Source organism: Streptosporangium sp. NPDC048886 (genome assembly GCF_055586905.1).
Genome location: NZ_JBVJHH010000004.1, coordinates 82,180 through 105,002 on the forward strand (window position 1 = coordinate 82,180; position 22,823 = coordinate 105,002).

21 protein-coding genes and 2 pseudogenes are annotated in these 22,823 nt (G+C 70.7%); 15 read left to right on the plus strand and 8 right to left on the minus strand.

The window, feature by feature from the left end; all coding sequences use genetic code 11:
- The first annotated feature begins 88 nt into the window (after nt 1-88).
- The 4 genes from dhaK (at nt 89) to ACZ6R6_RS06115 (ending at nt 3,156) form a co-directional block, all read left to right on the plus strand.
- Nucleotides 89-1,081, plus strand: coding sequence for a dihydroxyacetone kinase subunit DhaK (gene dhaK / locus ACZ6R6_RS06100; protein ID WP_470090592.1), 993 nt, complete (start codon nt 89-91; stop codon nt 1,079-1,081).
- A 1-nt stretch (nt 1,082) separates the two neighbouring features.
- Nucleotides 1,083-1,724, plus strand: a complete 642-nt coding sequence (gene dhaL / locus ACZ6R6_RS06105) for a dihydroxyacetone kinase subunit DhaL (protein WP_470090594.1) — start codon at nt 1,083-1,085, stop codon at nt 1,722-1,724.
- A 169-nt stretch (nt 1,725-1,893) separates the two neighbouring features.
- A complete protein-coding gene (locus ACZ6R6_RS06110) occupies nt 1,894-2,274 on the plus strand; it encodes a PTS-dependent dihydroxyacetone kinase phosphotransferase subunit DhaM (protein ID WP_470090596.1) in 381 nt (126 codons plus the stop codon).
- A gap of 135 nt (nt 2,275-2,409) precedes the next feature.
- Nucleotides 2,410-3,156, plus strand: a complete 747-nt coding sequence (locus tag ACZ6R6_RS06115; RefSeq protein ID WP_470090598.1) for a hypothetical protein — start codon at nt 2,410-2,412, stop codon at nt 3,154-3,156.
- A 432-nt stretch (nt 3,157-3,588) separates the two neighbouring features.
- On the opposite strand, the gene ACZ6R6_RS06120 is transcribed toward ACZ6R6_RS06115, so the two are convergent.
- The 3 genes from ACZ6R6_RS06120 to ACZ6R6_RS06130 form a co-directional block, all read right to left on the minus strand.
- The gene (locus tag ACZ6R6_RS06120) at nt 3,589-4,068 is read right to left on the minus strand and encodes a hypothetical protein (protein WP_470090600.1); all 480 of its coding nucleotides are present in this window, start codon (nt 4,066-4,068) and stop codon (nt 3,589-3,591) included.
- A gap of 189 nt (nt 4,069-4,257) precedes the next feature.
- The gene (locus tag ACZ6R6_RS06125) at nt 4,258-5,616 is read right to left on the minus strand and encodes a Dyp-type peroxidase (RefSeq protein WP_470090602.1); all 1,359 of its coding nucleotides are present in this window, start codon (nt 5,614-5,616) and stop codon (nt 4,258-4,260) included.
- Nucleotides 5,613-6,734 (minus strand): catalase family protein, encoded by a 1,122-nt coding sequence (locus tag ACZ6R6_RS06130; protein ID WP_470090604.1) that lies wholly within the window; start codon nt 6,732-6,734, stop codon nt 5,613-5,615. The genes ACZ6R6_RS06125 and ACZ6R6_RS06130 overlap by 4 nt, the downstream gene beginning before the upstream one ends.
- 443 nt (nt 6,735-7,177) lie before the next feature.
- On the opposite strand from ACZ6R6_RS06130, the gene ACZ6R6_RS06135 reads away from it, so the two are divergent.
- Nucleotides 7,178-7,855 carry a GAP family protein gene (locus ACZ6R6_RS06135; protein WP_470090606.1) on the plus strand — a complete coding sequence of 226 codons (678 nt, stop codon included), beginning with the start codon at nt 7,178-7,180 and terminating at the stop codon, nt 7,853-7,855.
- A 108-nt stretch (nt 7,856-7,963) separates the two neighbouring features.
- Here the strand turns inward: ACZ6R6_RS06135 and ACZ6R6_RS06140 are convergent.
- Nucleotides 7,964-8,089, minus strand: a pseudogene (locus tag ACZ6R6_RS06140) (IS630 family transposase); the annotation flags it as partial.
- A gap of 69 nt (nt 8,090-8,158) precedes the next feature.
- Nucleotides 8,159-8,644 (minus strand): annotated as a pseudogene (locus tag ACZ6R6_RS06145) (transposase); the annotation flags it as partial.
- A 163-nt stretch (nt 8,645-8,807) separates the two neighbouring features.
- Between ACZ6R6_RS06145 and ACZ6R6_RS06150 the strand changes: the two are divergent.
- Both ACZ6R6_RS06150 and ACZ6R6_RS06155 read left to right on the plus strand, forming a co-directional pair.
- Entirely contained in the window at nt 8,808-9,368 is a 561-nt protein-coding gene (locus ACZ6R6_RS06150; RefSeq protein WP_470090875.1) for a tyrosine-type recombinase/integrase, read from the plus strand.
- On the plus strand, nt 9,253-9,687 hold the full coding sequence (locus ACZ6R6_RS06155) for a tyrosine-type recombinase/integrase (protein WP_470090607.1): 435 nt from the start codon (nt 9,253-9,255) through the stop codon (nt 9,685-9,687). Before ACZ6R6_RS06150 ends, ACZ6R6_RS06155 begins: the two co-directional genes overlap by 116 nt.
- Nucleotides 9,688-9,834: 147 nt before the next feature.
- On the opposite strand, the gene ACZ6R6_RS06160 is transcribed toward ACZ6R6_RS06155, so the two are convergent.
- Entirely contained in the window at nt 9,835-10,089 is a 255-nt protein-coding gene (locus ACZ6R6_RS06160) for a Smr/MutS family protein (RefSeq protein ID WP_012889737.1), read from the minus strand.
- Between the two features lie 474 nt (nt 10,090-10,563).
- Here ACZ6R6_RS06160 and ACZ6R6_RS06165 point away from each other — a divergent pair, with 474 nt between their 5' ends.
- Complete coding sequence (locus ACZ6R6_RS06165; RefSeq protein ID WP_470090609.1) at nt 10,564-13,869, plus strand: S8 family serine peptidase; 3,306 nt, start codon at nt 10,564-10,566, stop codon at nt 13,867-13,869.
- Between the two features lie 55 nt (nt 13,870-13,924).
- Here ACZ6R6_RS06165 and ACZ6R6_RS06170 read toward each other — a convergent pair whose 3' ends face one another.
- Together ACZ6R6_RS06170 and ACZ6R6_RS06175 are read right to left on the minus strand one after the other, a co-directional pair.
- On the minus strand, nt 13,925-14,353 hold the full coding sequence (locus tag ACZ6R6_RS06170) for a CBS domain-containing protein (protein ID WP_470090610.1): 429 nt from the start codon (nt 14,351-14,353) through the stop codon (nt 13,925-13,927).
- A gap of 94 nt (nt 14,354-14,447) precedes the next feature.
- Nucleotides 14,448-15,647, minus strand: a complete 1,200-nt coding sequence (locus ACZ6R6_RS06175; protein WP_470090612.1) for a PucR family transcriptional regulator — start codon at nt 15,645-15,647, stop codon at nt 14,448-14,450.
- A 372-nt stretch (nt 15,648-16,019) separates the two neighbouring features.
- Here ACZ6R6_RS06175 and ACZ6R6_RS06180 point away from each other — a divergent pair, with 372 nt between their 5' ends.
- The 7 genes from ACZ6R6_RS06180 (at nt 16,020) to ACZ6R6_RS06210 (ending at nt 22,643) form a co-directional block, all read left to right on the plus strand.
- On the plus strand, nt 16,020-16,805 hold the full coding sequence (locus ACZ6R6_RS06180) for an ABC transporter ATP-binding protein (protein WP_470090877.1): 786 nt from the start codon (nt 16,020-16,022) through the stop codon (nt 16,803-16,805).
- Nucleotides 16,802-17,002 carry a hypothetical protein gene (locus tag ACZ6R6_RS06185; RefSeq protein WP_470090614.1) on the plus strand — a complete coding sequence of 67 codons (201 nt, stop codon included), beginning with the start codon at nt 16,802-16,804 and terminating at the stop codon, nt 17,000-17,002. Before ACZ6R6_RS06180 ends, ACZ6R6_RS06185 begins: the two co-directional genes overlap by 4 nt.
- Entirely contained in the window at nt 16,999-17,823 is an 825-nt protein-coding gene (locus ACZ6R6_RS06190; protein ID WP_470090616.1) for an ABC transporter ATP-binding protein, read from the plus strand. The genes ACZ6R6_RS06185 and ACZ6R6_RS06190 overlap by 4 nt, the downstream gene beginning before the upstream one ends.
- A complete protein-coding gene (locus ACZ6R6_RS06195; protein WP_470090617.1) occupies nt 17,820-18,710 on the plus strand; it encodes a branched-chain amino acid ABC transporter permease in 891 nt (296 codons plus the stop codon). Before ACZ6R6_RS06190 ends, ACZ6R6_RS06195 begins: the two co-directional genes overlap by 4 nt.
- The gene (locus ACZ6R6_RS06200) at nt 18,703-19,827 is read left to right on the plus strand and encodes a branched-chain amino acid ABC transporter permease (protein WP_470090619.1); all 1,125 of its coding nucleotides are present in this window, start codon (nt 18,703-18,705) and stop codon (nt 19,825-19,827) included. Before ACZ6R6_RS06195 ends, ACZ6R6_RS06200 begins: the two co-directional genes overlap by 8 nt.
- A gap of 1 nt (nt 19,828) precedes the next feature.
- The gene (locus ACZ6R6_RS06205; RefSeq protein ID WP_470090621.1) at nt 19,829-21,118 is read left to right on the plus strand and encodes an ABC transporter substrate-binding protein; all 1,290 of its coding nucleotides are present in this window, start codon (nt 19,829-19,831) and stop codon (nt 21,116-21,118) included.
- Between the two features lie 106 nt (nt 21,119-21,224).
- Nucleotides 21,225-22,643, plus strand: coding sequence for an aminopeptidase P family protein (locus ACZ6R6_RS06210; protein ID WP_470090622.1), 1,419 nt, complete (start codon nt 21,225-21,227; stop codon nt 22,641-22,643).
- The last annotated feature ends 180 nt before the right edge of the window (nt 22,644-22,823 follow it).

Below are 22,823 nucleotides of genomic sequence, written 5' to 3' on the forward strand. Positions count from 1 at the left end.
TCGCCGCCGGGGACGGGCGGGTCCCGCCGGGCAAGAGGTTCTCCCGATCGCGCTTGCCGCCGCCCCCGGAGGGGAAGGGCTTCGAAATGTGAAGAAGCTCATCAACAGTGTCGACTCGGTCGTCACGGACGCGCTGCGCGGGCTCGCGGCGGCGCACCCGGGGCTGCGGGTGGACGTGGACAACCAGATCGTGGTGCGCGCCTCGGGGCCGCGTCCGGGCAAGGTCGGCCTGGTCTCAGGCGGGGGTTCCGGCCACGAGCCGCTGCACGCCGGCTTCGTCGGGTACGGCATGCTCGACGCGGCCTGCCCCGGCGAGATCTTCACCTCCCCGGTGCCGGACCAGATGATCGCGGCCGCCGAGGCGGTGAACGGCGGCGCGGGAGTGCTGCACATCGTGAAGAACTACACCGGTGACGTCCTGAACTTCGAGATGGCCGCCGAGCTCAGCGCCGAGGAGGGCGTGGAGGTCGCCAGCGTGCTGGTCGACGACGACGTGGCCGTGCAGGACTCCCTCTACACGGCGGGCCGCCGGGGCACCGGTGCCACGCTCTTCGTGGAGAAGATCGCCGGGGCCATGGCCGAGGCCGGCGCTCCCCTGCCGGAGGTCGTGCGGGTGGCCGGGGAGGTCAACGCGCGCAGCCGGTCCTTCGGCGTCGCGCTGAGCGCCTGCACCACCCCGGCCGCCGGCAAGCCGACCTTCGAGCTGAAGGACACCGAGATCGAGCTGGGCATCGGCATCCACGGCGAGCCGGGCCGGACCCGCTCGGCCATGCGCGGCGCCCGCGAGCTGGCCCGCACCGTGATGGAGGCCATCGACGAGGACATGCCGATCTCCGGCGACACCCTGGTCATGGTCAACGGCATGGGCGGCACCCCGCTGATCGAACTCTACGTCGTCTTCGCCGAGGTGGCCGACTACCTGGCGGGCAAGGGCGCGACAGCGGCGCGGAGCCTGGTCGGCAACTACGTCACCAGCCTCGACATGCAGGGCTTCTCGGTCACGGTCTGCCTGCTGAACGACGAGCTCACCCGCCTCTGGGACGCCCCCGTGGAGACCCCCGGCCTGCGCTGGGGCCGCTGACATGGGCGCCGCCACCCTGGACACCGCCTTCTTCGCCGCGTGGATCGAGGAGATCACCCGGTCCGTCGGGGCCGAGAAGGACCGGCTGACCCGGCTGGACGCCGCGATCGGCGACGCCGACCACGGGGCCAACCTCGACCGGGGGTTCACCGCGATCGCGCAGGCACTGGCCGACAAGGAGCCGGACACCCCCGGCGCGCTGCTGACCCTGGTGGGCAGCACGCTGATCCGCAAGGTGGGCGGGGCTTCCGGGCCGCTGTACGGCACCGCGTTCCGCGAGGCGGGCAAGGCGCTGGCCGACGTCTCCGAGGTGTCGGCCGCCGAGCTGGTGGGCGCCCTGGAGGCCGCGCTGGCCGGGGTCCAGAAGCTCGGCTCGGCCGCCGAGGGCGACAAGACCATGGTGGACGCGCTCGCCCCGGCGGTCCGTGCGCTGGCGCAGGCCGTACAGGAGGGGAAGGATCCGCGGGAGGCGGTCGACGCGGCCGCGTCGGCGGCTCTCGCCGGGGCGGAGGCCACGGTCCCGATGCAGGCCCGCAAGGGCCGGGCCAGCTATCTGGGCCCCCGCAGCGTGGGCCACGAGGACCCCGGCGCCGCCTCCACCGCGCTGATCCTCATCGCCCTGCGCACGGTGGCGGCCCGATGACCGGCCGCCCGCCCGGCGGGGCGGCCGATCCCGCGCGCGGCGACCGCGCGGCGCTCACTGCCGCACGCGGCCGGACGGTGAGCGGTCATGCCGCCCGGCATGGGCTCCCCGGCGCCTCCGCGGCGGCTCCCCGCGCGGCGGACGGCTCGTCCCCGGCCGGACCGGAAGGATGCTCCAGGTGGTAGGCGTCGTCCTCATCTCGCACAGCGGCCCGCTGGCCGCCGAGGTCGCGGCCCTGGCCGCGCAGATCGGCGGTGCGGGCGTCCCGCTGGCCGCGGCCGGGGGCACCGAGGACGGCCGCCTGGGCACCAGCCCCGACCTGGTGGCGGCGGCGGTGGAGAAGGTGGACCAGGGTGACGGGGTGATCCTGATCCCCGATCTGGGCAGTTCGGTGCTGACCGCCCGGCTGGCGGAGGGGCCGGGGGTGGTGATCGCCGACGTGCCGTTCGTGGAGGGCGCGATCGCGGCCGTCGTCACCGCGGGCGCGGGCGCGTCGCTGGAGGCCGTGCTCGCGGCGGCCGAGGAGTCCAGGAGCTTCCGCAAGCTCTGATCCGCCCCCTCGCACCGGCGCGGCCCGCGCCTCGTCCCGGACGGCCCGCAGACGGCCCAGCCCCGCCGGGAGCAGGGCGGGAGCCGGACGGAATGCGACGCCCCGCGCATTGCGCCACCCCTATGATCATCCCTCATGATGATCCGCGCATTGGCGACCACTACCGGGGCTTTCATCCTGTTATTCGCCGGTACGGTCACCGCGTCCGCCAACCCCATCGTCGGGGCTCCCGAGCTGACCCATAACCCGCTCTACAAGCAGGGACCTCTCCCCGCGATCTCCTGCAAGGCGACCAAGGGCACCACCAAAGCCTCCACGACGAGATATCTCGACAAGGTCGTCGGCTGCCTGAACTCCGCCTGGCGCAAGTCCATCAAGGACTTCACCCCGGCCGAAGTGGGTGTCCACGCCAACGTTGAAGGCGGCGTGTGCCTCACCGGCCTGGAGGTGTCCGGCTCCTTCGCCACCAGTTGCCACGGCTCCGTCCAGGTGCAGCTCGGTTCCGACTGGATCAAGGCCAAGTCCGACCAGGCCGTTCTCGTCGAGGTCACGCGTGCGTACGCCGGAGTCGTCCAGGCGCAGGCGGGCATCAGCCAGGCCTGGTGGGCGTTGCCGGCCGGAGACGAGGAGGACGGCGGCGAGGAGCAGATGCACCGCTTCTACCTGCAGGCGGACTGCCTGAGCGGGGTGTCCATGAAGCTCCTGGGGCGCTCGGCCAAGGACTGGAGACCCCTCCTCACCGCCGAGACGCCGAAGGAATACGGCAGATTCAACTGGTACGGCAAGCCCGCCAACCGCCTTCACTGGTTCGAGCAGGGCTACCGGTCGCAAGGCCCGGCCGCGTGCAACACCTGGAAGGCTCCGTCCTCGAAGGTCGCCTGACCTCCGCGTTCAGCGGATCCGATGATCATGTACGTTACCCGGCCGGCCGGCCGCCGACGGCGGGGTGGCCGCAGGTCAAGTCGGGCAGAGGCCGGCCGAGCGGCAGCCCCCGCGGCGGCTGGTCCGGCGTGACGAGCACGGCCCGGTCCGGGTCCGCCACGTTTTGCAAACGGGAGCCGGTCACGACGTAGAGGGCTCCTCGTCCTGGTCAAATGGCAGATGCGGACCGGTGGCGTGTGATCGTGTAAGACGGTGTTGCTGTATCCCGCTGCTGTACACAGCACCCCGGCCGACGGCCCACCCCGTCATCCGAAGGCCTCCACCGATCCTCGCTACGCGGCCATTAGGGAACCCGTACCGCAGGGCCGCCGGGCCCGAGGACCGGAAGCCCCGCGGCAGCTCAAATTCACTGCTCAGCGATACCGCAGCCGGTCAGCTCGCTTCGTCGAGCAGGCGTTGGAACGCCTCCTGCACGCGCAGCGCCTTCTGGAGGTCCTTCACCGTGGCGTCCGGAATGGTGCGGAAGTACGAGCACGCCGTGGCCTGGTGGGCGACGATGACATCCTTGATGTTGGGGTCATGGATTCCCGGATAGTCCTCGGTGTGCTGCAGGACGGTGTCGAAGACCTCTGGGATCTGGGCGGCGAAGTCGTCGATGTAGGCGTCCCAGTCGCCGTCGAAGTTCGTGGCGAACATGAGCCGCGTGTCGTTGTCGAAGAGCACCCATCGTGCGTCGTGCAGTGTGCCGATGCGTGCACTCATCTCCTTGCGTTTGTCCTCGAATCCCGGCTGTTGGAAGATCTCGCGGATCTGCTGTCCCTCACCCGGCTTGACGTTGAAGAAGAGGGTGAACTCGCTCGTCCTGCCGGACTTCAGTCCCGGACGGCTCTGCTGGTCGGCGCCTGTGGTCATGTCGTGTTTCCCTTGCTGAGGCCCGGTGGGGCTCCTGTCTTGCGCGTGACCCGGCCTGTGCCTTGCATGTGGCCCGGCCTGATCCGGCGGTTGACGGTGTGGGGCGGTAACCGCCGGCGGACCCACGCTCTCGGCCGACTTGGTCGTTCCGAGGTGGGCCGCGGCCGCTGGTCGAGGGCTGGTCGTGGCTCAGTCTTCGAGTTCGGCCAGCCAGTGCAAGGCCCGCAGACCGGGCATGAAGAGGTATTCGCCCCCCTTGGTGATCGTGAAGCGTGGTAGCTGCTGCAGCCGACGGCGGATGGGACGCTGGGGGATCGTAAAGGTCCCGGTGGCGTCGTTGTCCCCGATGAGCGGGTCCTTCTCAGTCCCGAGACCGACGAAGTCGCCGTCGTTGGCCCACTGGGTCTTGAGGAACTCGAACTGCCGGACCAGGTCGGCGCCCATGAAGACGAATACGATGCCGCGCTCGGCGCCGTCGTCCTCCAGCTCTCCCTCGGGCAGCATGGGGCCGTAGGTGGTGCCGCGGCGCAGGGCGCGATGGATCTTCACATCCACGATCGAGTCGGTCAGGGCGTCACGCGGGTTCATGCGGCGGATGTGCGAGCCGAGAGGGCAGCGCAGTCCCCCCGGATCCTGCTGCCGGTAGGTGAAGTCATTGGCCCGTAGGGGATCGGCGGCGAGGTCCGGGTCGTCGTGCTCGGGGGCCAGCACCAGGGGCGCTCCGCTGCGCCAGCGGCCGACCATCTTCGCCGCGAGCAGTTCCTCCTCCTCCGGCGAGGAGGCGTTGTCCCTCAGGTAGCGGCGGAAGGCGGCCACCCGGACGTGGAGTTTGCGGAAGGCGACGTAGGTGCCGTTACGGCCCAGGACGTCGGGCTGGGGCATGGCAGCGACTCTGCCCAGCTCGTTGGCGTATCCGAGGAGGAACTCTCCGGCCTTGATGGTGGGGCCGAATCCGGGCAGGTAGCCGTAGTGGTCGCCGCCCGCGTTGAGAACGCTGGCCACACCGGCGCCCTCGATGTCGGGCTCGCCGATGCCATCCACGAAGCCCAGATGGGTGCGTTTGGTCGGCAACTGCTCAGCTTCCAGCCGATAGATCACCGAGACACCCGGCAGACCGCGCAGCACCTCGCGGGCGTCGTCCAGCACCGCCTGCAGCCCCGTCTCGTCCGGGGCGAACACCGACAGCGCGACATGGACATCGGTACTGCCCAGCGGCGGGTCCCAGTGCTCGGGACCGCTCTCACCGACGTCGCCGAGCCGTACGGCACGGGCGGCCATCCCCTGCTGGAACTCGGTCGGGAAGCTGTCCAGCGACGTCTGCGGCACGCCCAGGGCCCGCAGTCCGGAATGGCTGAGCGCGACACTGAACCATGCCTGATCCGGAGGTTCCCACCAGCGGGCGGCGGAGGCCACGCGGGGCGCCAAGTGCCCAAGCATCCGGCGGCCGTCGGCGGGGTCATCGATGCGCAGCAGGAAGTAGGCGCCCACATAGGGCGATGGGCGCTGCCTCAGTACGGTGCCCTGGATGTCGTCCAGCTCCAGCGTCACGAGACCACCTCGTCAGCGCTGCGCGGCTCCTGACGCTCCTGCCGGTTGAGCCGGTGACGCTGGAGGGAGGAGCGGCGGTAGACCTCCTTGCGTGCCCGCATGATTTCGCCAAGCGGTGCGTGTTCGGCCGTCACCCGCCACGGGCTGAAGGACAGCACGTCCATCTTCCTGAGGGTTTCCTCATCTGCGATGTCCTGCTGCGGTAGGCGCAGCCTGGCCACCGTGACGAACGGCGACAACTGCTCGGGCCACTCGACGGTGACGTCCTCCACGGGCATCCGGTCCAGATCGGCGCACAGTTGGACCTGGATGTCGAACGCGTACGGACGATCCCTCATCTCGGCCATCAAGGCCGGGCGGAAGACCTCTTCCGCCGAGGTCACGTCGATGGCGCGATGGAGCACCGCCGCCGCGGCCGCGAGGTCGGGAGCCAGGCGCACCTTGGCGATGTAGTCACCGTGCCGGACCGCACCCATCGTCCAGTAGGTCGACAACAGCACGTTCACCAGGGGCCGCGCCGCTACCTTCAGGAAGGCCAGGAACTCTTCCCACGCCCACTCGTCCTCGGCCAGGGTCCCCTTGCCGGTCACGAACTCGCGGTAGAAGCGGTGCCGGCCGGGCGCGCCCTGGGCGAAGTACTTCGGTGCCTCCAGGAACAGCTCCTGGATGAACAGGTAGTGCTTCACGGTGTTGCAGAAGAAGACCGGCGCGTTGATGAGGGCGTAGTCGAAGGTGCCGGTGTCGGCCTCGTCCTCCAGCAGAGTCGGGCCCTGGATACCGAACATCTTCAATGCCAGGCCAGTCGCGCGACCGAGCCGCGCGTCGGCGCCCGCGTGGGGTGAGCCGTTGGAGAAGCGCACGAGCGCGTCATGCCGTCCCGGCGTGGCGTAGATGCCTTGGGCATATTCGGCAGGGAGCCGGTCGAGGATCTCGACTTCTCCTCTGACGATCCCGTAGCCCTTGGCATGCGCGTCCCGGACCGCCAGGCCGGTGCCCTCGCCTTCAACCGATTCGGCGATGAACCGCTCGGTCTTCCCGATCACCGTCTGCAGCATCTCGTCGAACCCGGGAACAGCGGCTTCGACGTCCGGGGTGTAAGGGATGAACCGCGATGGCATGGGCGCGCCTATCTCCGCTCGTCTGCCGCTCGGCTGCCGGACGACATCGTGATTTCGGACCCGGCGGCAACCGCACGTGTATCGACCCAGATCAGCCCAGCGTAGGCATGCCGACAGGGCGGGCGGACAGCCCTTTGGTATCAGATTGTCAGCAGATCGCCGAAAAATCACTCATTCGTTCCTCTAGGCGATCATCAGACTGGCTACTGGCCCCGTCGACGCCTGCCAGGCTGGCCATTGGAAAGTGCGCCGTCGCCGTGGCCGTCGGCTCACGGACGAGCGGACGGCGCCGCACCGCCGGGGCGAGATGCGCTTGATGAAATGATGGGCGGGAGGGACTCCATGGATGCCCGGGTCAACCGCACGGCGCGCTCGGTAGGTCAGCGGGTCAGGTCCGCGGCGTTCTGTCGGCCAGATCATCCGACCAGCACATGGAGGCCGCCATGGGTGAAGCGCTTGGCGACGTACTGGGACTCGCGGCCGGTGTCGCAGTCAGCCCACTCCCCATCGTCGCGATCATCCTTGTCCTGGCCACGCCGCAGGGGCGTCTCAACGGGCTGCTGTTCACCCTCGGCTGGGTGGCAGGGCTGTCGGCCTTGGGTGGCGTCATGCTGGTGATCGGCGGAAGCGGGAGTGCCTCCACCCCCACCCAGCCGGCCACCTGGGTAGGCGTCCTCAAGCTCCTCCTGGGCGTCCTGCTCGTCCTGTTCGGAGCCCGGCAGTGGCGGCACCGCCCCACGGACACCTCGCAGGCCGAGCTACCGAAGTGGATGGCCGCGATCGACTGTTTCGCCCCGGTCAAAGTCCTCGGACTCGGGCTCGCCCTGTCGGCGGCCAATCTCAAGAACGCCCCGCTGACCCTCGCCGCGGCTGCCTCGATCAGCTCGTCCGGGCTTCCCGCCGAACAACAGATCGCATCCCTGGCAGTATTCGTGATCATCGGCTCGCTCGGGCTCCTGGCACCGCTCGGAGTCTTCCTGTTCATGGGAGATCAAGCCAGGAGCGTGCTCGGCGGCTGGAAGGACTGGGCCGCACGGCACAACGTCGCCGTGATGGCGGCGCTGTTCTTCGTGCTCGGACTGAAGCTGCTCGGGGACGGTATCGGCATCCTCACTTCCTGAAGACGAGGCGATCCCGGATCGGTGCCCGTCACGCGGTCCACCACCGCTTGAAGACGGATCCTTGTCGAGCGATGCCGCCGTTCACCTGCTGATCTTTAATGCGTGAAGTTATGGTGGCTTGAGGAGCAGGCCCGTCTCGGCCAGGCAGCCGTCGATCAGACACGGGCGGTACTGGATCTTCTTCAGGCCGTGTTTGATGACGCTGATCAGGTGGTCGAGGCTGCACACAGCGAGCCGGGGCACGATCCGGGGCGGCGCCTCGACGGGCGCCCACGTGGACCGCATCCCACCATCGCGTCGGACGACCACCTGCGAGGTGATGCCGGTGGCTTGCTTGACCCATTGCAGGAACGGGCCCCGACAGCCCTGGTCCACCCAGCCGTAGGCCAGGCGCGGGAAGGAACCATCGAGGCCGGTCAGCAGCACCGCGGCCCCATCTCGGTCGCCGATGTTCGCCGCGCTCACGTGCGTCTCGCAGACGGTCCCGAGCGTGTCGACGAGCAGATGACGCTTGCGGCCGTTGACCTTCTTGGCGCCGTCGTAGCCGTGAAGCCCCCCTTTCTCGGTGGTCTTGACGCTCTGGCTGTCCACGATGCCCGCGCTGGGCAGCGGGTGCCGGCCCTGCCGGACGCGTTCGCGTTCCCGCAGCACCGCGGTGATCTGTTCCCAGCGGTCCTCGATCCGCCACAGCCGCCAGTAGTGGTAGACCGCCTGCCAGGGCGGCAGATCGCGGGGCAGCAGCCGCCAGGCGCAGCCGGCCCGCAGCCAATAGGCCAGAGCGTTGACGATCTCCCGTCACTCATGCACCGCGGGACGCCCGCCCGGCTTGGCCGGCGGAATCAGCGGGGCAAGGGCCTCCCATTCGGGATCAGACCGGTCCGTCGGATACGCGACGCGCTTCCTCAGCATCGGTGACCTCCCGCGCTTCCTGACGGGGCGCTACGCCACCTTCGTGCCCATTAATCGACTTTTCGGACACCCTCTAATAGAGCTAGCTCTAATCGGATTCGGGCAGTACGCAGAACGATGGCCGGCTTCCCGGACCACGGACCTGAGCACACGATTGACGGTGGAGGTACAGATACGACGCCACGCCGTTCCCTACCTCGGCCCGCGTCCCCTCGACCCGTTCCAGCCTGGTCATATTCGCGAGTGGCTGAGCGAGTTGGAAAACGCCCTTCCTGCGTCGCCCTATCATCGCCTCATCTTCGCGAGCGTGTCCGCCGTCTTCACCGCGGCCGTCGACGACCGCCTGCTGGCCAAGAACCCTTGCAGAGCGCGATCAGTACGGATACCCGCCCCCGTCCGCGGCCGCGTCCAGCCATGGGCGGCTGAGCGTGTCTTCGCCGTCCGGGCCCGGCTGCCTGAGCGCTACCGGGCCATGACCGATCTCGGCGATGGACCGGTCTTCGCCCGTCGCGGTCACGCTGCCCTGGCGTGCCCCCGACGGCCCGGCCGTCACGAAAGTACTGCTCTTCTCCCGCGAGGACGGCGGCGCGGTCAGGCGGAATGATTTCAACACCTACGTCTGGAAGCCCGCTCTCGTGGCTGCCGGCGTCATCCCCCAGCCGGAGCGCGGCCAGCGGTACGAGGCCGCACGCGAGCACGGCATGCATGCGCTGCGGCACTTCTACGCCTCGGTCCTGCTGGACGCCGGAGAGAGCATCAAGGCTCTCAGCCAGTACCTCGGCCACAGCGATCCGGGATTCACTCTCAGGGTCTACACGCACTTGATGCCAACCAGCGAGGGACGGACCCGAAGGGCCGTCGACAAGGTCTACGAGACCACCGCACCCCGGTCTGACGGCCCACAGACGGCCCAGGACCGGTAGGGGCGTCTCGGGCCGGCGGTTCATCGCCGCTGGCCCTTACCCCTCCCACATTGAGGAAATGCCGTTGACCTGGGCTTACAGCATCAGGCGACAGCGGTTCAGCTCGGATCCGACGGTCTGGCAGCGGTCGCCGTCGCGCTCGCCGGCCTACTTGTAGCGGAAGTAGACGAACAGGCGGCCGTGGTTCTTGGCGTCCTTGTCGATGCGGTGGTAGAGGGCCTTGATCTCCTTCTGCTCAAGGAAGCGCAGGACCTTCTTCTTGAGCTGGCCCGAGCCCTTGCCGGGGATGATCTCGACCTCGGTGGCCTTCTTCCTGATGGCCTCGTCGATGATGCCCCGCAGTGCTTTGTCGATCTCCCCGCCCCGGTTGAAGATCGGGTGCAGATCCAGCTTGAGCTTCAACCGGGCCTCCCACAGGTCGCTTCGGACCAGTTTACGCACAGCGAACCGTCATGCACCGGCCTCGGCCGCGCCTCACCCACGGCGGGGCCGCCGCCCGGGAGGGTTCCCGGCGGATACCGGCGCCGCCGTACGGGCCGTCTCCGGTGGCGGGGTGCCGGCCGTCAGCCGTGCCGGCGTCCCGTCAGGCCGCTGGGCTGACCGAGTATTTAAATTTGACCAATTCGGCCGGTGATTGTGGCAATTCCACGATCTAGGCAAATAAATCATCACTAGTTAGGCTCCCTGTCATGATCGGCCGCCTTTACAGGTGGCCGTTCTCTCGTCACCCAACGGGGAGGGTCGAGTCCTCCTCAGCCATGCCCTGATCCAGGCATGCCCGGGTGACCCGACGCCTCCCACCGTCGTGACGTGGTCATGCGTCCCTACAGGGAGGTCTCGTTGCCAAGCACGTCCCACCTATCACGGACCGGCCGCGTGGCGGTGCTCGCCGCCGCCGTCGGACTCGTCGCGGCGATGGCGCCGCCGGCGAGCGCGGCTCCCACCCCCACCCCGAGCGGCAAGAAATGGACGGCGACCCCGCTGACCGGGGGCGAACCGGTCCAGGGCGCCAAGTCCGCGACCGGCAAGCTCGCCGAGAGCGACCAGGCGCTGCTGAAGTCCACCTCGGGTGCCACGGTCAACGTGATGGTCAAACTCGACTACGACTCCTACGCCGCCTATCAGGGCGGACTCGAAGGCCTTCCCGCCACAAGCCCCGCAAAAACCGGCAAGGCGCTCGATATCAAAAGCGCCGACGCCAAGAAATACGAAAAGCACATCGAGGACGTCGAGAACACCTTCCTCGCCGGACTCGCCAAGAACGTTCCCGGCGCCAAGGCCGGACAGAAGCTGCGCACGGTCTACGGCGGCATCGCACTGCGGATCCCGGCCAACCAGGCGGCCGAGGTGCTGAAGCTGCCGGGCGTCGCGGCCGTCCAGGAGGACAGGCCCGAGCAGCTCCTGACCGACTCCAGCGCCTCCTTCATCGGGGCTCCGACGATCTACAGCAAGCTGGGCGGCAGCGCCTCCTCGGGCAAGGGCGTCGTCGTCGGCATCCTGGACTCCGGCGCCTGGCCGGAGCACCCCCAGTTCGCCGACCCCGGCACCCTGCCCGCCGCGCCCCCCACCAAGGACGGCACCCCGCGCGTCTGCAACTTCGGGGACAACCCGCTGACCCCGGCGGCCGACCCGTTCGCCTGCAACCGCAAGCTGATCGGCGGCGCGCCGTTCCTCGACACCTACAACGCGGTGTTCGGCGGCGAGGTCTACCCCGACAGCGCCCGTGACTCCAACGGCCACGGCACCCACACCGCGACCACCTCGGCCGGCGGCCCGGTGGCCGACGCCAACCCGCTCGGCATCAGCCGCGGCCCGATCCACGGGATCGCCCCGGCGGCGCACGTGTCGGTCTACAAGGTCTGCGGGGCGCAGGGCTGCTTCCCCTCCGACTCCGCCCAGGCGGTGGGCCGGGCGATCCTCGACGGCGTCCGCGTGATCAACTTCTCGATCTCCGGCGGAACCTCCCCCTACAGCGACCCGGTGGAGCTGGCCTTCCTCGACGCCTACGCGGCGGGCGTGCTCGTGTCGGCCTCGGCCGGCAACGAGGGGCCCGGAGCGGCGACCGCCAACCACCTCAGCCCGTGGGTGACCACCGTGGCGGCCTCCACGCAGAGCAGGACGTTCCAGTCCACGATCACGCTGGCCGGCTCGGGCGGCGCGACGGCCACGCTCAAGGGCGCCTCCATCACGGCCGGCGTCAACTCGCCGCTGCCGGTGGTGCTCGCCTCGGCCCCGCCGTACTCCAACGCGCTGTGCACGGCGCCCGCCCCGCCGGGCCTGTTCACCGGCAAGATCGTCGCCTGCCAGCGCGGCCCCAACCGGGTGCTCAAGAGCCACAGCGTGCTCCAGGGCGGCGCGGCCGGCATGATCCTCTACAACGCCACGCCGCTCGACGTGATGACCGACAACCACTGGATCCCGACGGTCCACCTCGACAAGCCGGAGGGCGACGCGCTGCTGGCCTTCCTGACGGCCAACCCGGGTGCGACCGGCAAGTTCACCCAGGGCACCAAGACCACCTGGCAGGGCGACGCGATCACCACGTTCTCCTCCCGCGGTCCGGGCGGCGACTTCCTCAAGCCGGACGTCACCGCCCCCGGCCTGCACATCCTGGCCGGGACCACGCCGACGCTGGAAGGCCCGGCGGGCGGCCCGCAGGGCAACCTGTACCAGGTCATCGCGGGCACCTCGATGTCGTCGCCGCACGTCGCCGGCGCCTCGGCGCTGGTGTTCGCGCTGCACCCGGACTGGACCCCGGGTCAGGTCAAGTCCGCGCTGGAGACCACGGCCAAGACCTCGGTCACCAAGCAGGACCGCGTCACCCCCGCCGACCCGTTCGACTTCGGCGGCGGCCGCATCGACCTGACCAAGGCCGGTGATCCGGGCCTGACCCTGAACGAGACCGCGGAGAACTTCGCCGCCTCGGCCGCCGACGAGCTCAACCGCATCGACCTCAACCTGCCGTCGGTGAACGCCCCGACCATGCCGGGTCTCATCACCGCCAAGCGGACCTTCACCAACGTCACCGACAAGACGCTCACCTACGACGCCTCGGGCACGACCGTGAGCGGGGCGAACATCACGGTGCTGCCGCCCCGCTTCAGCGTCAAGCCGGGCAAGAGCGTCAAGCTCACCGTGGTGGTCACCGCGCCGGACCTGCCCGAGGGGCAGTACTTCGGCCAGGTGAACCTCAAGCAGTCGGGCGGCAGCCGCGACCTGCACCTGCCGGTCGCGTTCTTCCGCAAGGAGGGCGCCGTCCCGGTCGAGCAGACCTGCGTGCCGGACACCATCGCCCGCGACAGCGGCGAGTCCACCTGCACCGTGAGCGTGCAGAACACCACCCTCAAGGACGCCGAGGTGACGGCGGTCAGCACGCTGGACGGCAAGCTGCGGCTGAACTCCGTGACCGGCGCCACCAAGGTCGGCTCGCAGATCGCGACGGCGAAGACCACCCTCACGGCCCGGCAGCCGGACCGGCCCGGCATCGCTCCGGGCACCGGGCCCGCGCCCTACCTGCCGCTGGACGACTTCGGCATCACGCCGACGCCGATCGGCGACGAGCAGGCGCTGAACTTCACCGTCCCGCCGTTCAAGTACGCGGGCAAGACCTACACCCGGATCGGCGTCGTCTCCAACGGCTACACGGTCGCGGGAGGCACCGCGGGCTCGGCCGACATCGAGGCCGCGCCGCAGTCGCTGCCGGACCCGGCCACCCCGAACAACGTGCTCGCCCCCTACTGGACCGACCTGGACGGCGCCGGCGCGCCGGGCGTCTACGTCGGGACGCTGACCGACGGCGTGAGTGACTGGCTCGTCGTCGAATGGCGCCTCAACGTCTACGGCACGACGGACGCCAAGGTGTTCCAGCAGTGGATCGGGCTGAACGGGGACGAGGACATCACCTACACCTACGACCCGGACAACCTGCCCGGCGACATGCCGGCGAGCTACGGCCTGACCGTCGGCGCCGAGAACGACGAGGGTACGGCCGGCGGCCAGATCACCGGGCCGCCGACCCAGGACCTCCGCGTGACCAGCACCCCCGGCGCCCCCGGCGGCACCCTGACCTACACGATGAAGGTCAAGGGAGTCAGCACGGGCACCGGGACGGTGACGACGGGCACGTCGACGCCGCAGGTGAAGGGCATCACGATCGAGGTCGACAGGATAACCGTGCAGTAAGGAAGCGATAGGGGACCGTGGGGCCCGGCACCGGTGTGCCGGGCCCCACCGGGCCTCAGCGGTGCAGGTAGTCGACCAGGTAGGCCTTCTCGGTCTCCAGCGACTCGATGGCGCTCTTGACCACGTCACCGATGCTCACGATCCCGGCCAGCCGCCCGTCGTCCATGACCGGCACGTGCCGGATGCGGTGCGTGGTCATGGTCTGGCGCAGGTCGTCGACGTTGGCGGTGGGCGGGCAGGTGTGGACGTCGGTCGTCATGATGGACGACACCGGGGCGGTCAGCACGCCGGCGCCGCGGTCGTCGAGCCGCCGCACCACGTCGCGTTCGGAGACGATGCCCGCGATCGACGAGCCGTCCTCGGAGACCACCACGGCGCCGATGTTGTGCGCGGCGAGGACTGCCAGGAGCTCGGTCACCGTCGCCTCGGGACGGATGGTCGTCACGTCCGCTCCCTTGCCTTGCAGAATCGTACCGATCAGCATCGACATCACCTCGGTTCAACCTGGCTGGGGTATCCCTAACCATTGCCCCGCCCGCTCTCTGTCTAAGCGCCCCTCGCGGCAAAGGCCGTGACTGTCACATCACCGGTAGTAATCGCACCGCGTCGAGGGCCAGGGCGAGCTCCACGATGTCCAGCGGGCGGGCCAGGGAGCGCCCGGTGAGCTGCTCGATGCGGCGGATGCGGTTGAAGACCGTGTTGCGGTGGCAGTAGAGCTGCCCGGCGGTGCGCATCGCCGAGCCCTCGCAGCGCAGCCACGCCTCCAGGGTGCCGAGCAGCACCTCCCGGTCGGCCGGGTCGAGGGCGAGGACGGGCCGCAGCACAGCGCCGCTGAGGTGGCCGGCGAGTTCGGGCTGGCTGACCACCAGCGCGGCGGGCAGCCGGTCCTCCAGCAGCGCGATCTCCGGCCCCTCCCCCACGCAGGTCCGCAGGGCGAGCTCGGCGAGCCTGCGCGCCCGGCCCAGCTCGGTCAGCCCCTCGACCACCGGGCTGATCCCGGCGCAGCCGGTGACGTGGGGGCGCAGTTCGCGGGTCAGGTCCTCCATCACCGCCTCGCGGAGCAGGGCGACCGCGACCTCGTAGTCGGGGCGCATCCGCCACAGCAGCCGCATGACGCCCAGGGCCGCCGGGCGGACGGCGTCGTCCCGGTGGTCGTGACGGCCCGGCAGCCGGGTGATGACGACCGCGTAGCGGCCGAGTTCGGGCAGGTCCAGCGCGGCGGCGGCACTGCGGGCCAGGGCGGCGTCGGCCCGGTCCTCCAGGAGGGCGTCGAGCAGGGCCTGGACCCGTTCGGCCGTCCGGCCGAACATCTCGGCCTCCCGGTCGCGGTACGCCTCGGCGGCGGCGACCGCCTGCCGGTCGACGGCGTGCCAGACCTTGGTGGCGCTGCGGATCAGCACCGGCAGGCTGTCCGGCTCCTCCTCGGCGACGACGCCGACCAGCCCGTCCCACATCACCTGGGCGGAGATCCGGTAGCTGCGCAGCAGCGAGTCCATCGGGAGGCCCTGCTCGGCGCGGCGCCGGGCGGTCCGCTCCGCCTGCTGCAGGTCGCGCCGCTCGGCGAGAGGGAGGAGGATCGCGCCGATGCCGACCTGCATGGCGTCGTACACGCTCTGCCAGTGGTCGTCGGTGGGCACCATCCGGCGGTAGGCCTCGTCGGTGTCACGGGTCCTGGTCACCAGTTCGTCGGTGAGCTCGGGGAGGCGCTGCAGCAGCCGGGCGGCGGCCATGCGCATGATCCTGCGCACCTCGTCGTCGGCGGTGGTCCGGAGCCCCATCAGGCAATGGTGTCAGCCGCACACGTTGCCGAACAAGATTCTGTTCTGTTCCGTGATCCCGCACTGTGCTGACGCACAACCGGCAGCGGGCCCCCATGGGCGCCGGCCCCGACTTCACCCCCGCGTCTGGACTCCGGTGAACCCTCCGGGTTGGATGCGTTCAACAATCGTCAGGAGGCATATGTGACTCCTCCGCTCCCTGAAGAGAGCGGCTCCCCGCCCGTCTCGGCCGAGGCAGGCGGTGGCCGGACCCCGACCGGTCCCAGCAGGCGGGCCGTGACCGGGGGGCGCTTCCTCCGCCGGTCGAGGCCGGCGGTCCCGTCGCCGGACACGCCGGACGTCCACGTCCCTCCACCGCCCGAGGACCGCGGGCTGGCCGTCCGGGACCTGGCGGTGAACTACGGCCCGGTGACGGCCCTGCGCGGGATCTCGCTGAGCGTCCCGCGCGGTTCGATCGTCACGGTGCTGGGCGGCAACGGCGCGGGGAAGTCGACCCTGCTGCGCGCCGTCTCGGGCACGCTCAGGTTCCACCGAGGCGCGATCACGGCGGGCGAGATCGGCTTCGACCGGGCGAGGCTGTCCGGCACCGCCGCCTCGGCCGTGGTCGCCCGCGGCGTCGTCCAGGTGCCCGAGGGCCGCCGGGTCTTCGCGCGGATGACCGTGGAGGAGAACCTGCGGGCCGGCGCGCTGGGAGCGCGTGACCGCCGGGCCGCGGCCGAGGCCAGGGAGCGCGTGCTGACGCTCTTCCCGGTGCTCGCCGAGCGCGCCCGGCAGCGCGCCGGACTGCTGTCGGGCGGCGAGCAGCAGATGCTCGCCATCGGCCGCGCGCTGATGGCCCGGCCGAGGATGCTCCTGCTCGACGAGCCCACCCTCGGCCTGGCGCCGATGGTGGCGGCGCGGATCGCCGACACGGTCCGCGAGATCAACGCGCAGGGGACGACGGTGCTCCTGGTGGAGCAGAACGCCGCGACGGCCCTGTCCCTGGCCTCCTATGCCTACGTGCTGGAGGTCGGCGAGGTGGTCCTGTCCGGCCCCGCCGCCGACCTGGCCCGCAGCGACGAGGTGCGCCGCCGTTACTTGGGGGTCGAGGACGGCCCCGGCGCCCCCTCGCCCGGCGGGCCCGCCGGGCGCCCGACCCTGGCGAGGTGGTCGGCATGACCGGCGACCCCGTGAAGGCGAGCCCCGCGACGGCCGACTCCGTGGCGACGGGCCCCGCAGTGGTGAGCCTCACCAAGGCGAGCCCCACGACGGCCGACCCCACGGCGGCGGGCCCCTCGGCCGGTCCCGCGACGGTCGACTCCGTGGCGACGGGCCCGGCCGGCGCGCGCGGCGGCGGATCCGGACGGTCCACATGAGCGACACATACCAACCGGACGGTATGGACAACATCCCTCCCCGGCTCGAAGTCCGGGACGTCACCGTGCGCTTCGCCGGGCTCACCGCGCTGGACGCGGTCGGCTTCACCGTCGAGCCCGGCAGCGTCCACGCGGTCATCGGCCCCAACGGCGCGGGCAAGTCGACCTGCTTCAACGTGCTGTCGGGGGTCTACCGGGCCACCTCGGGCAGCGTGCGCTTCGGCGGGGCGGAGCTGACCGCCCTGCCCCCGCACCGCATCGCCGCCCTGGGCGTGGCGCGCACCTTCCAGAACATCGCCCTGTCACCCCGCCTGTCGGTGCGCGAGAACCTGATGCTCGGCCGGCACCGGCTGACCCGCGCCGGGTTCGTCGCGGCCGGCCTGCGCCTGCCGTCCGCGCGACGGGAGGCCGGGCGGCACGGCGAGCGGGTGACCGAGATCGCCGCCTTCGTCGGGCTCAGCGGACGGCTGCCGACACCCGTCGGGCTCCTGCCGTACGGCGTGCAGAAACGGGTCGAGCTGGCCCGGGCCCTGTGCATGGAGCCCAGGCTGCTCCTGCTCGACGAGCCGGTGGCCGGCATGAACGGCGGCGAGCGCCGCGACATGGCCGAGCTGATCGTCGCCGTCCGGGAGAGCCTCGGCATCTCGATCCTGCTGGTCGAACACGACATGGGGATGGTCATGCGGATCGCCGACGCGGTGACGGTCCTGGACTTCGGCCGGCGGATCGCCGGCGGGCCTCCCGCCGAGGTCCAGGACGATCCCGAGGTGATCCGCGCCTACCTGGGCGCGGCCGACGAGGCCGGGGAGGCCGCTTCGTGATCACTTTTCTGGAGCTTCTGGCGAACGGGGTCTCCGTCGGCGCGGTGTACGCGCTGATCGCCCTCGGGTTCGTCATCATCTTCAAGGCGACCGAGGTGGTCAACTTCGCCCACGCCTCGCTGCTGCTGGCCGGCGGTTTCGCCGTCGCGAAGCTGCACCCCGCGATCGGTTTCTGGGCCGCCCTGCCGGCCGGTGTCGCCGGCGCGGCCGCCGTGGGCGTCCTGATCGAGTTCCTGATCATCCGTCGGGCGGACGTCTCCTCCCACAGCGTCCTGGCGATCGTGACGATCGGCGTCGACATCGTGCTGACCACCGAGCTCACCCGGCAGATCGGCACCGAGGTCCTCGCCCTCGGTGATCCGTGGCGCGACCAGGTGCTCCATCTGGGGGCCGTCGGCATCGCCCAGACCCGGGTCGTCGCGCTGGCCGTCGCGGCGGTCCTGATCACCGTCTTCCTGCTCGCCTTCAAGCACACCGGCTGGGGCGTCGCCATGCGCGCCACCGCGGAGGACGCCGAGACCGCCGCGCTGATGGGCGTGCGGCGCGGGCGGGTGTCGATGGGGGCCTGGGCGGTCGCCGGGGCCCTGGCCGCCGTCGCCGCGCTCTTCCTGTGCGTGTTCCCCACACCGGGCCTGGACCGCAGCACGACGTTCGCCGCGATGAAGGCCTTCCCCGCGGCGATCCTCGGCGGCCTGGACTCCACCACGGGGGCGCTGGCCGGCGGCCTGATCATCGGGGTCACCGAGACGCTGATGAGCGGCTACCAGAACGACCTGGCCTTCCTCGGCAGGGGCGTCGGCGACGTCGCGCCGTTCCTCGTGATGATCGTGGTCCTGCTCATCCGCCCCGCGGGGCTGTTCGGGACGAGGGAGCTGGCACGTGTCTGACAGACCCGGCGGGTCCGCGAGGATCCTCATCCGGTCGGCGATCCTGACCGCGGCGGCGGTCGCCGTGCCGTTCTACCTGGAGGGCTTCTGGCTGCAGGCCGGGCTCTTCGCGATGTCGGCGGCCGTCGGGGCGATCGGCATCAACCTGCTGACCGGCGCCACCGGCCAGCTCTCCATGGGCCACGCGTTCTTCCTCGCGGTCGGGGCCTACGCCTACGTCTACTTCGCCTCCGCCCCCGGGCACGGCCTGGGCGGCCTGGGCCTGCCCACCCCCGTCGCGGCGGTGCTCGCGGTGCTCGCCGCGGGCCTCGCCGGGGGCGCGTTCAGCCCGATCGTCGGCCGGCTGAAGGGGGCCTACCTCGGCATCGCCACACTCGCCCTGATCTTCCTCGGCCAGCACCTGCTGTTCAACGCCGAGCCCGTGACGGGCGGCTACAACGGCCGCCCGGTGCCGCCCATGGAGCTGTTCGGCTTCGCCTTCGCCGACTCCCCCGCGCTCGTGGTGGCCCAGGTGCCGTTCGGCGCGCTGGAGCGGCTCTGGTTCCTCGGCCTGGCCGTCCTGGTCTGCGCGGCGCTGTTCGCCCGCGGGGTGCTGCGCGGCCGCCCCGGCCGGGCCATGAACACCATCCGTGACCACGAGATCGCGGCCGGGGTGATGGGGGTCCCCGTGGCCCGCTACCGCGCCGGCGTGTTCGTGCTGTCGTCGATGTACGGCGGGCTGGCCGGCGTCCTGCTGGCGCTGGTCTTCCAGCGGACCGTGCCGGACTACTTCGGCATCCTGCTCTCCCTCGACTACCTCGCCATGATCGTCATCGGCGGGCTCGGCTCGGTCGCGGGCGCGGTGATCGGCGCCGTCTTCATCTCGCTGCTGCCCCAGCTCCTGACCCGCTACAGCGACGCCCTGCCGCTGGTGGCCGAGCCCGGCTCCGGCGGGGTCTCCCCCGCCGAGGCCGCCCGGATCCTGTACGGCGCGGCGGTCGTCGTCATCGTCCTGTTCCTGCCGGGCGGCCTGCTCGGCCTGGTCGGCCGCCTGCGGTCCGGCCTCCGCCGCCGGACCGCGTCCGCCCCCGCGGCGGAGAAGACCTCCCTGCGCCCGTCCCCCGAATCGAGGAGCTGACATGACCTCACTGCCCGAAAAGCGCCGCCGCGCGGTACTCCGGCGGATCGCGGTGCTCGCCCTGCTGGCCCTGGCGGTCGCCGCGTGCGCCAGCGGGAAGGCCACCGGGGGCGCCGGCGCCTCGCCGGCCGTCGGCGGCGACGGGGTGAAGACCGGGCCCGGCGTCACCGCCGACAAGATCACGGTGGCCGCCATGACCGATCTCACCGGTCCCTACGCCTCCTTCGGCAAGAGCCTGACCCAGGCGCAGCAGCTCTACTTCGAGCAGGTCAACGCGGCCGGCGGGGTGTGCGGCCGGCAGATCGAGGCCGTCGTGCGCGACCATGGCTACGACGCGCAGAAGGCCGTGGCGGCCTACACCGAGATCGCCCCCAGGTCCGCGGCGATCGCCCACTTCATCGGCTCCCCCATGGTGATGGCGCTCAAGCAGCGCATCGAGGCCGACCAGCTGCTCACCATCCCGATGGCCTGGGCCACCGGGCTGCTCGGCGGCAAGGCCATCCAGGTGACCGCCACCACCTACGACATCGACATGATCAACGGGGTCGACTTCCTGGTCAAGGAGAAGGACGTCAGGTCCGGAGACAAGATCGGCCACCTCTACTTCGAGGGAGACTACGGCGAGAGCGCGCTGAACGGCTCCAAGTACGCCGCCGAGAAGCTCGGCCTGACGGTCGTCGAGCAGAAGATCAAGGCGACCGACCAGGACATGAGCGCCCAGGTGGCCGCCTTCAAGGCCGAGGGGGTCAAGGCCGTGCTGGTCTCGGTCGGCCCCAAGCAGTCGGCCTCGCTCGTCAGCGTCTCGCTGGCCAAGGGCATGGACGTGCCGTTCGTCGGCAGCAACTCGGCCTACTCCCCGCAGCTGCTGCCCACCCCGGCGGGGCCCGCCCTGCTGAAGGACTTCTACGTCATGACCGGCGGCGCTCCGATCAGCTCGCCGTTGCCGGCCATGAAGAAGCTGGCCGCCGACTACACGGCGAAGTATCCCGGCGAGACCATCGACAGCGGCGTCGCCACGGGCTACGCGGCGGCGGCGATCGTCGGCGACGCCCTCAAGAAGGCCTGCCAGGGCAAGGACCTGAGCCGTGCCGCCATCGTCGCTGCGCACCGCAGCCAGTCGTCCTGGGGCGGCGACTACGGCACGGTCATGGACTTCACTATGTTCGACAGGCCCGCGGCCCGGGCGTCCTTCGTCGTCAAACCGGACAAGGCCGCGCTCGGCGGCGCCGTGGTCTTCAAGGAGGCGGCGGTCTCCGACCTGGCCAGGGACTACCCGGTGCCGGTCGGCTGAGCACCGGTCCCCGGCAGGGCCCGCACCCCCTAAAGTTGGGGGGTGCGGGCCTCACCGGCGGCAAGTAGTGTGTGAAATACCACACACCTTCGCTCCCGGGGACACGATGACCGAGAAGCTCAACACCGGCAGCCACGACCTGCCGATCTCCGACGCCCTCGCCGCATTCATGGCGACCGGCTGGGCCGACACCCACCGCGACGACCTGGTCGCGCTGCCGCTGGCCACCTACACCGCCAAGCGGCGCGCCGCGCTCGCCGCGCGCTTCCCCGGCGAGCGGCTCGTCATCCCCTCCGGCACGCTCAAGGCCCGCAGCAACGACAGCGACTACCGCTTCCGGCCGCACAGCGCGTTCACCTATCTCACCGGCGACCAGGAGCCGGGCAACGTGCTGGTCATCGAGCCGTCCGGGGCGGCGACGCTGTTCCTGCGGCCGCGCTCGCCGCGCTCGGCGCCGGGGACGGCCGGGCAGGAGTTCTACCGGGACCGCCGCTACGGCGAGTTCTGGGTGGGCCGCCGCCCCGACCTGGCCGAGGCCGAGTCGCTCTACCTGGTCGACTGCGCGGCCGTGGACAGGCTGGACGAGGCGCTCGGCGGGCCCGCACGGGTGCTGCGCGGGGTGGACGCCTCGGTGGACGCCCGGGTCGCCCCGCACGACGGGGACGGCGAGCTGGAGACGTTCCTGTCCGAGATGCGGCTGATCAAGGACGAGTGGGAGATCGCCGAGCTGCAGTTCTCGGTGGACGCGACCGCCCGCGGGTTCGAGGACGTGGTGCGGGCGCTGCCCGCGGCCCTGGCCCACCGGCGCGGCGAGCGCTACCTGGAGGGGGTCTTCGGCCTGCGCTCCCGGCTGGAGGGCAACGCGGTCGGCTACGACAGCATCGTGGCCTCCGGCGCCCACGCGTGCGTGCTGCACTGGATCCGCAACGACGGCCGGCTGAACGAGAACGATCTGCTGCTGCTGGACGCGGGGGTGGAGACCGACAACCTCTACACCGCCGACATCACCAGGACCCTGCCGCTGTCGGGACGCTTCAGCCCGATCCAGCGCCAGGTCTACGAGCTGGTCTACGAGGCCCAGAGCGCGGCCATCGCCGTCCTGCGCCCCGGAGCGAGGTTCCGCGACTTCCACCAGACGGCCATGCGGGTCATCGCCGAGGGACTGCACGACTGGGGTGTGCTGAAGATCGGCGCGGACGAGGCGATGGAGCCCGGCAGCGGCCTGTACCGCCGCTACACCCTGTGCAGCAGCGGCCACATGCTCGGCATGGACGTGCACGACTGCGCCAAGGCCCGCTCGGAGGTCTATCTCGACGGGGTGCTGGAGGAGGGTCAGGTGCTGACCGTCGAGCCCGGCCTCTACCTCCAGCCGGACGATCTGACGCTCCCGCCGGAGCTGCGCGGCATCGGCGTGCGCATCGAGGACGACCTCGTCGTGACCGCCGACGGCGCCCGCCTGATGTCGGCCGGGCTGCCCCGCCACCCCGACGAGATCGAGGGCTGGATGAGCGCGATCTCCAGCTGAGCGCGGCGCCCGGCCGCGCTCCGCCGCGCCCGGCGGCGGCGCCGTACCTCGCGCCCGATCCTCACGACCACCTGCGGAAAGTGTGAGGCCCTGACAAGATGTGATCTGGGCCTCATCCCTTTTCATCAAATTACCCAGGAGCCATCGACTTACTGGACTACCCGTCAGTAGGGTGACTGA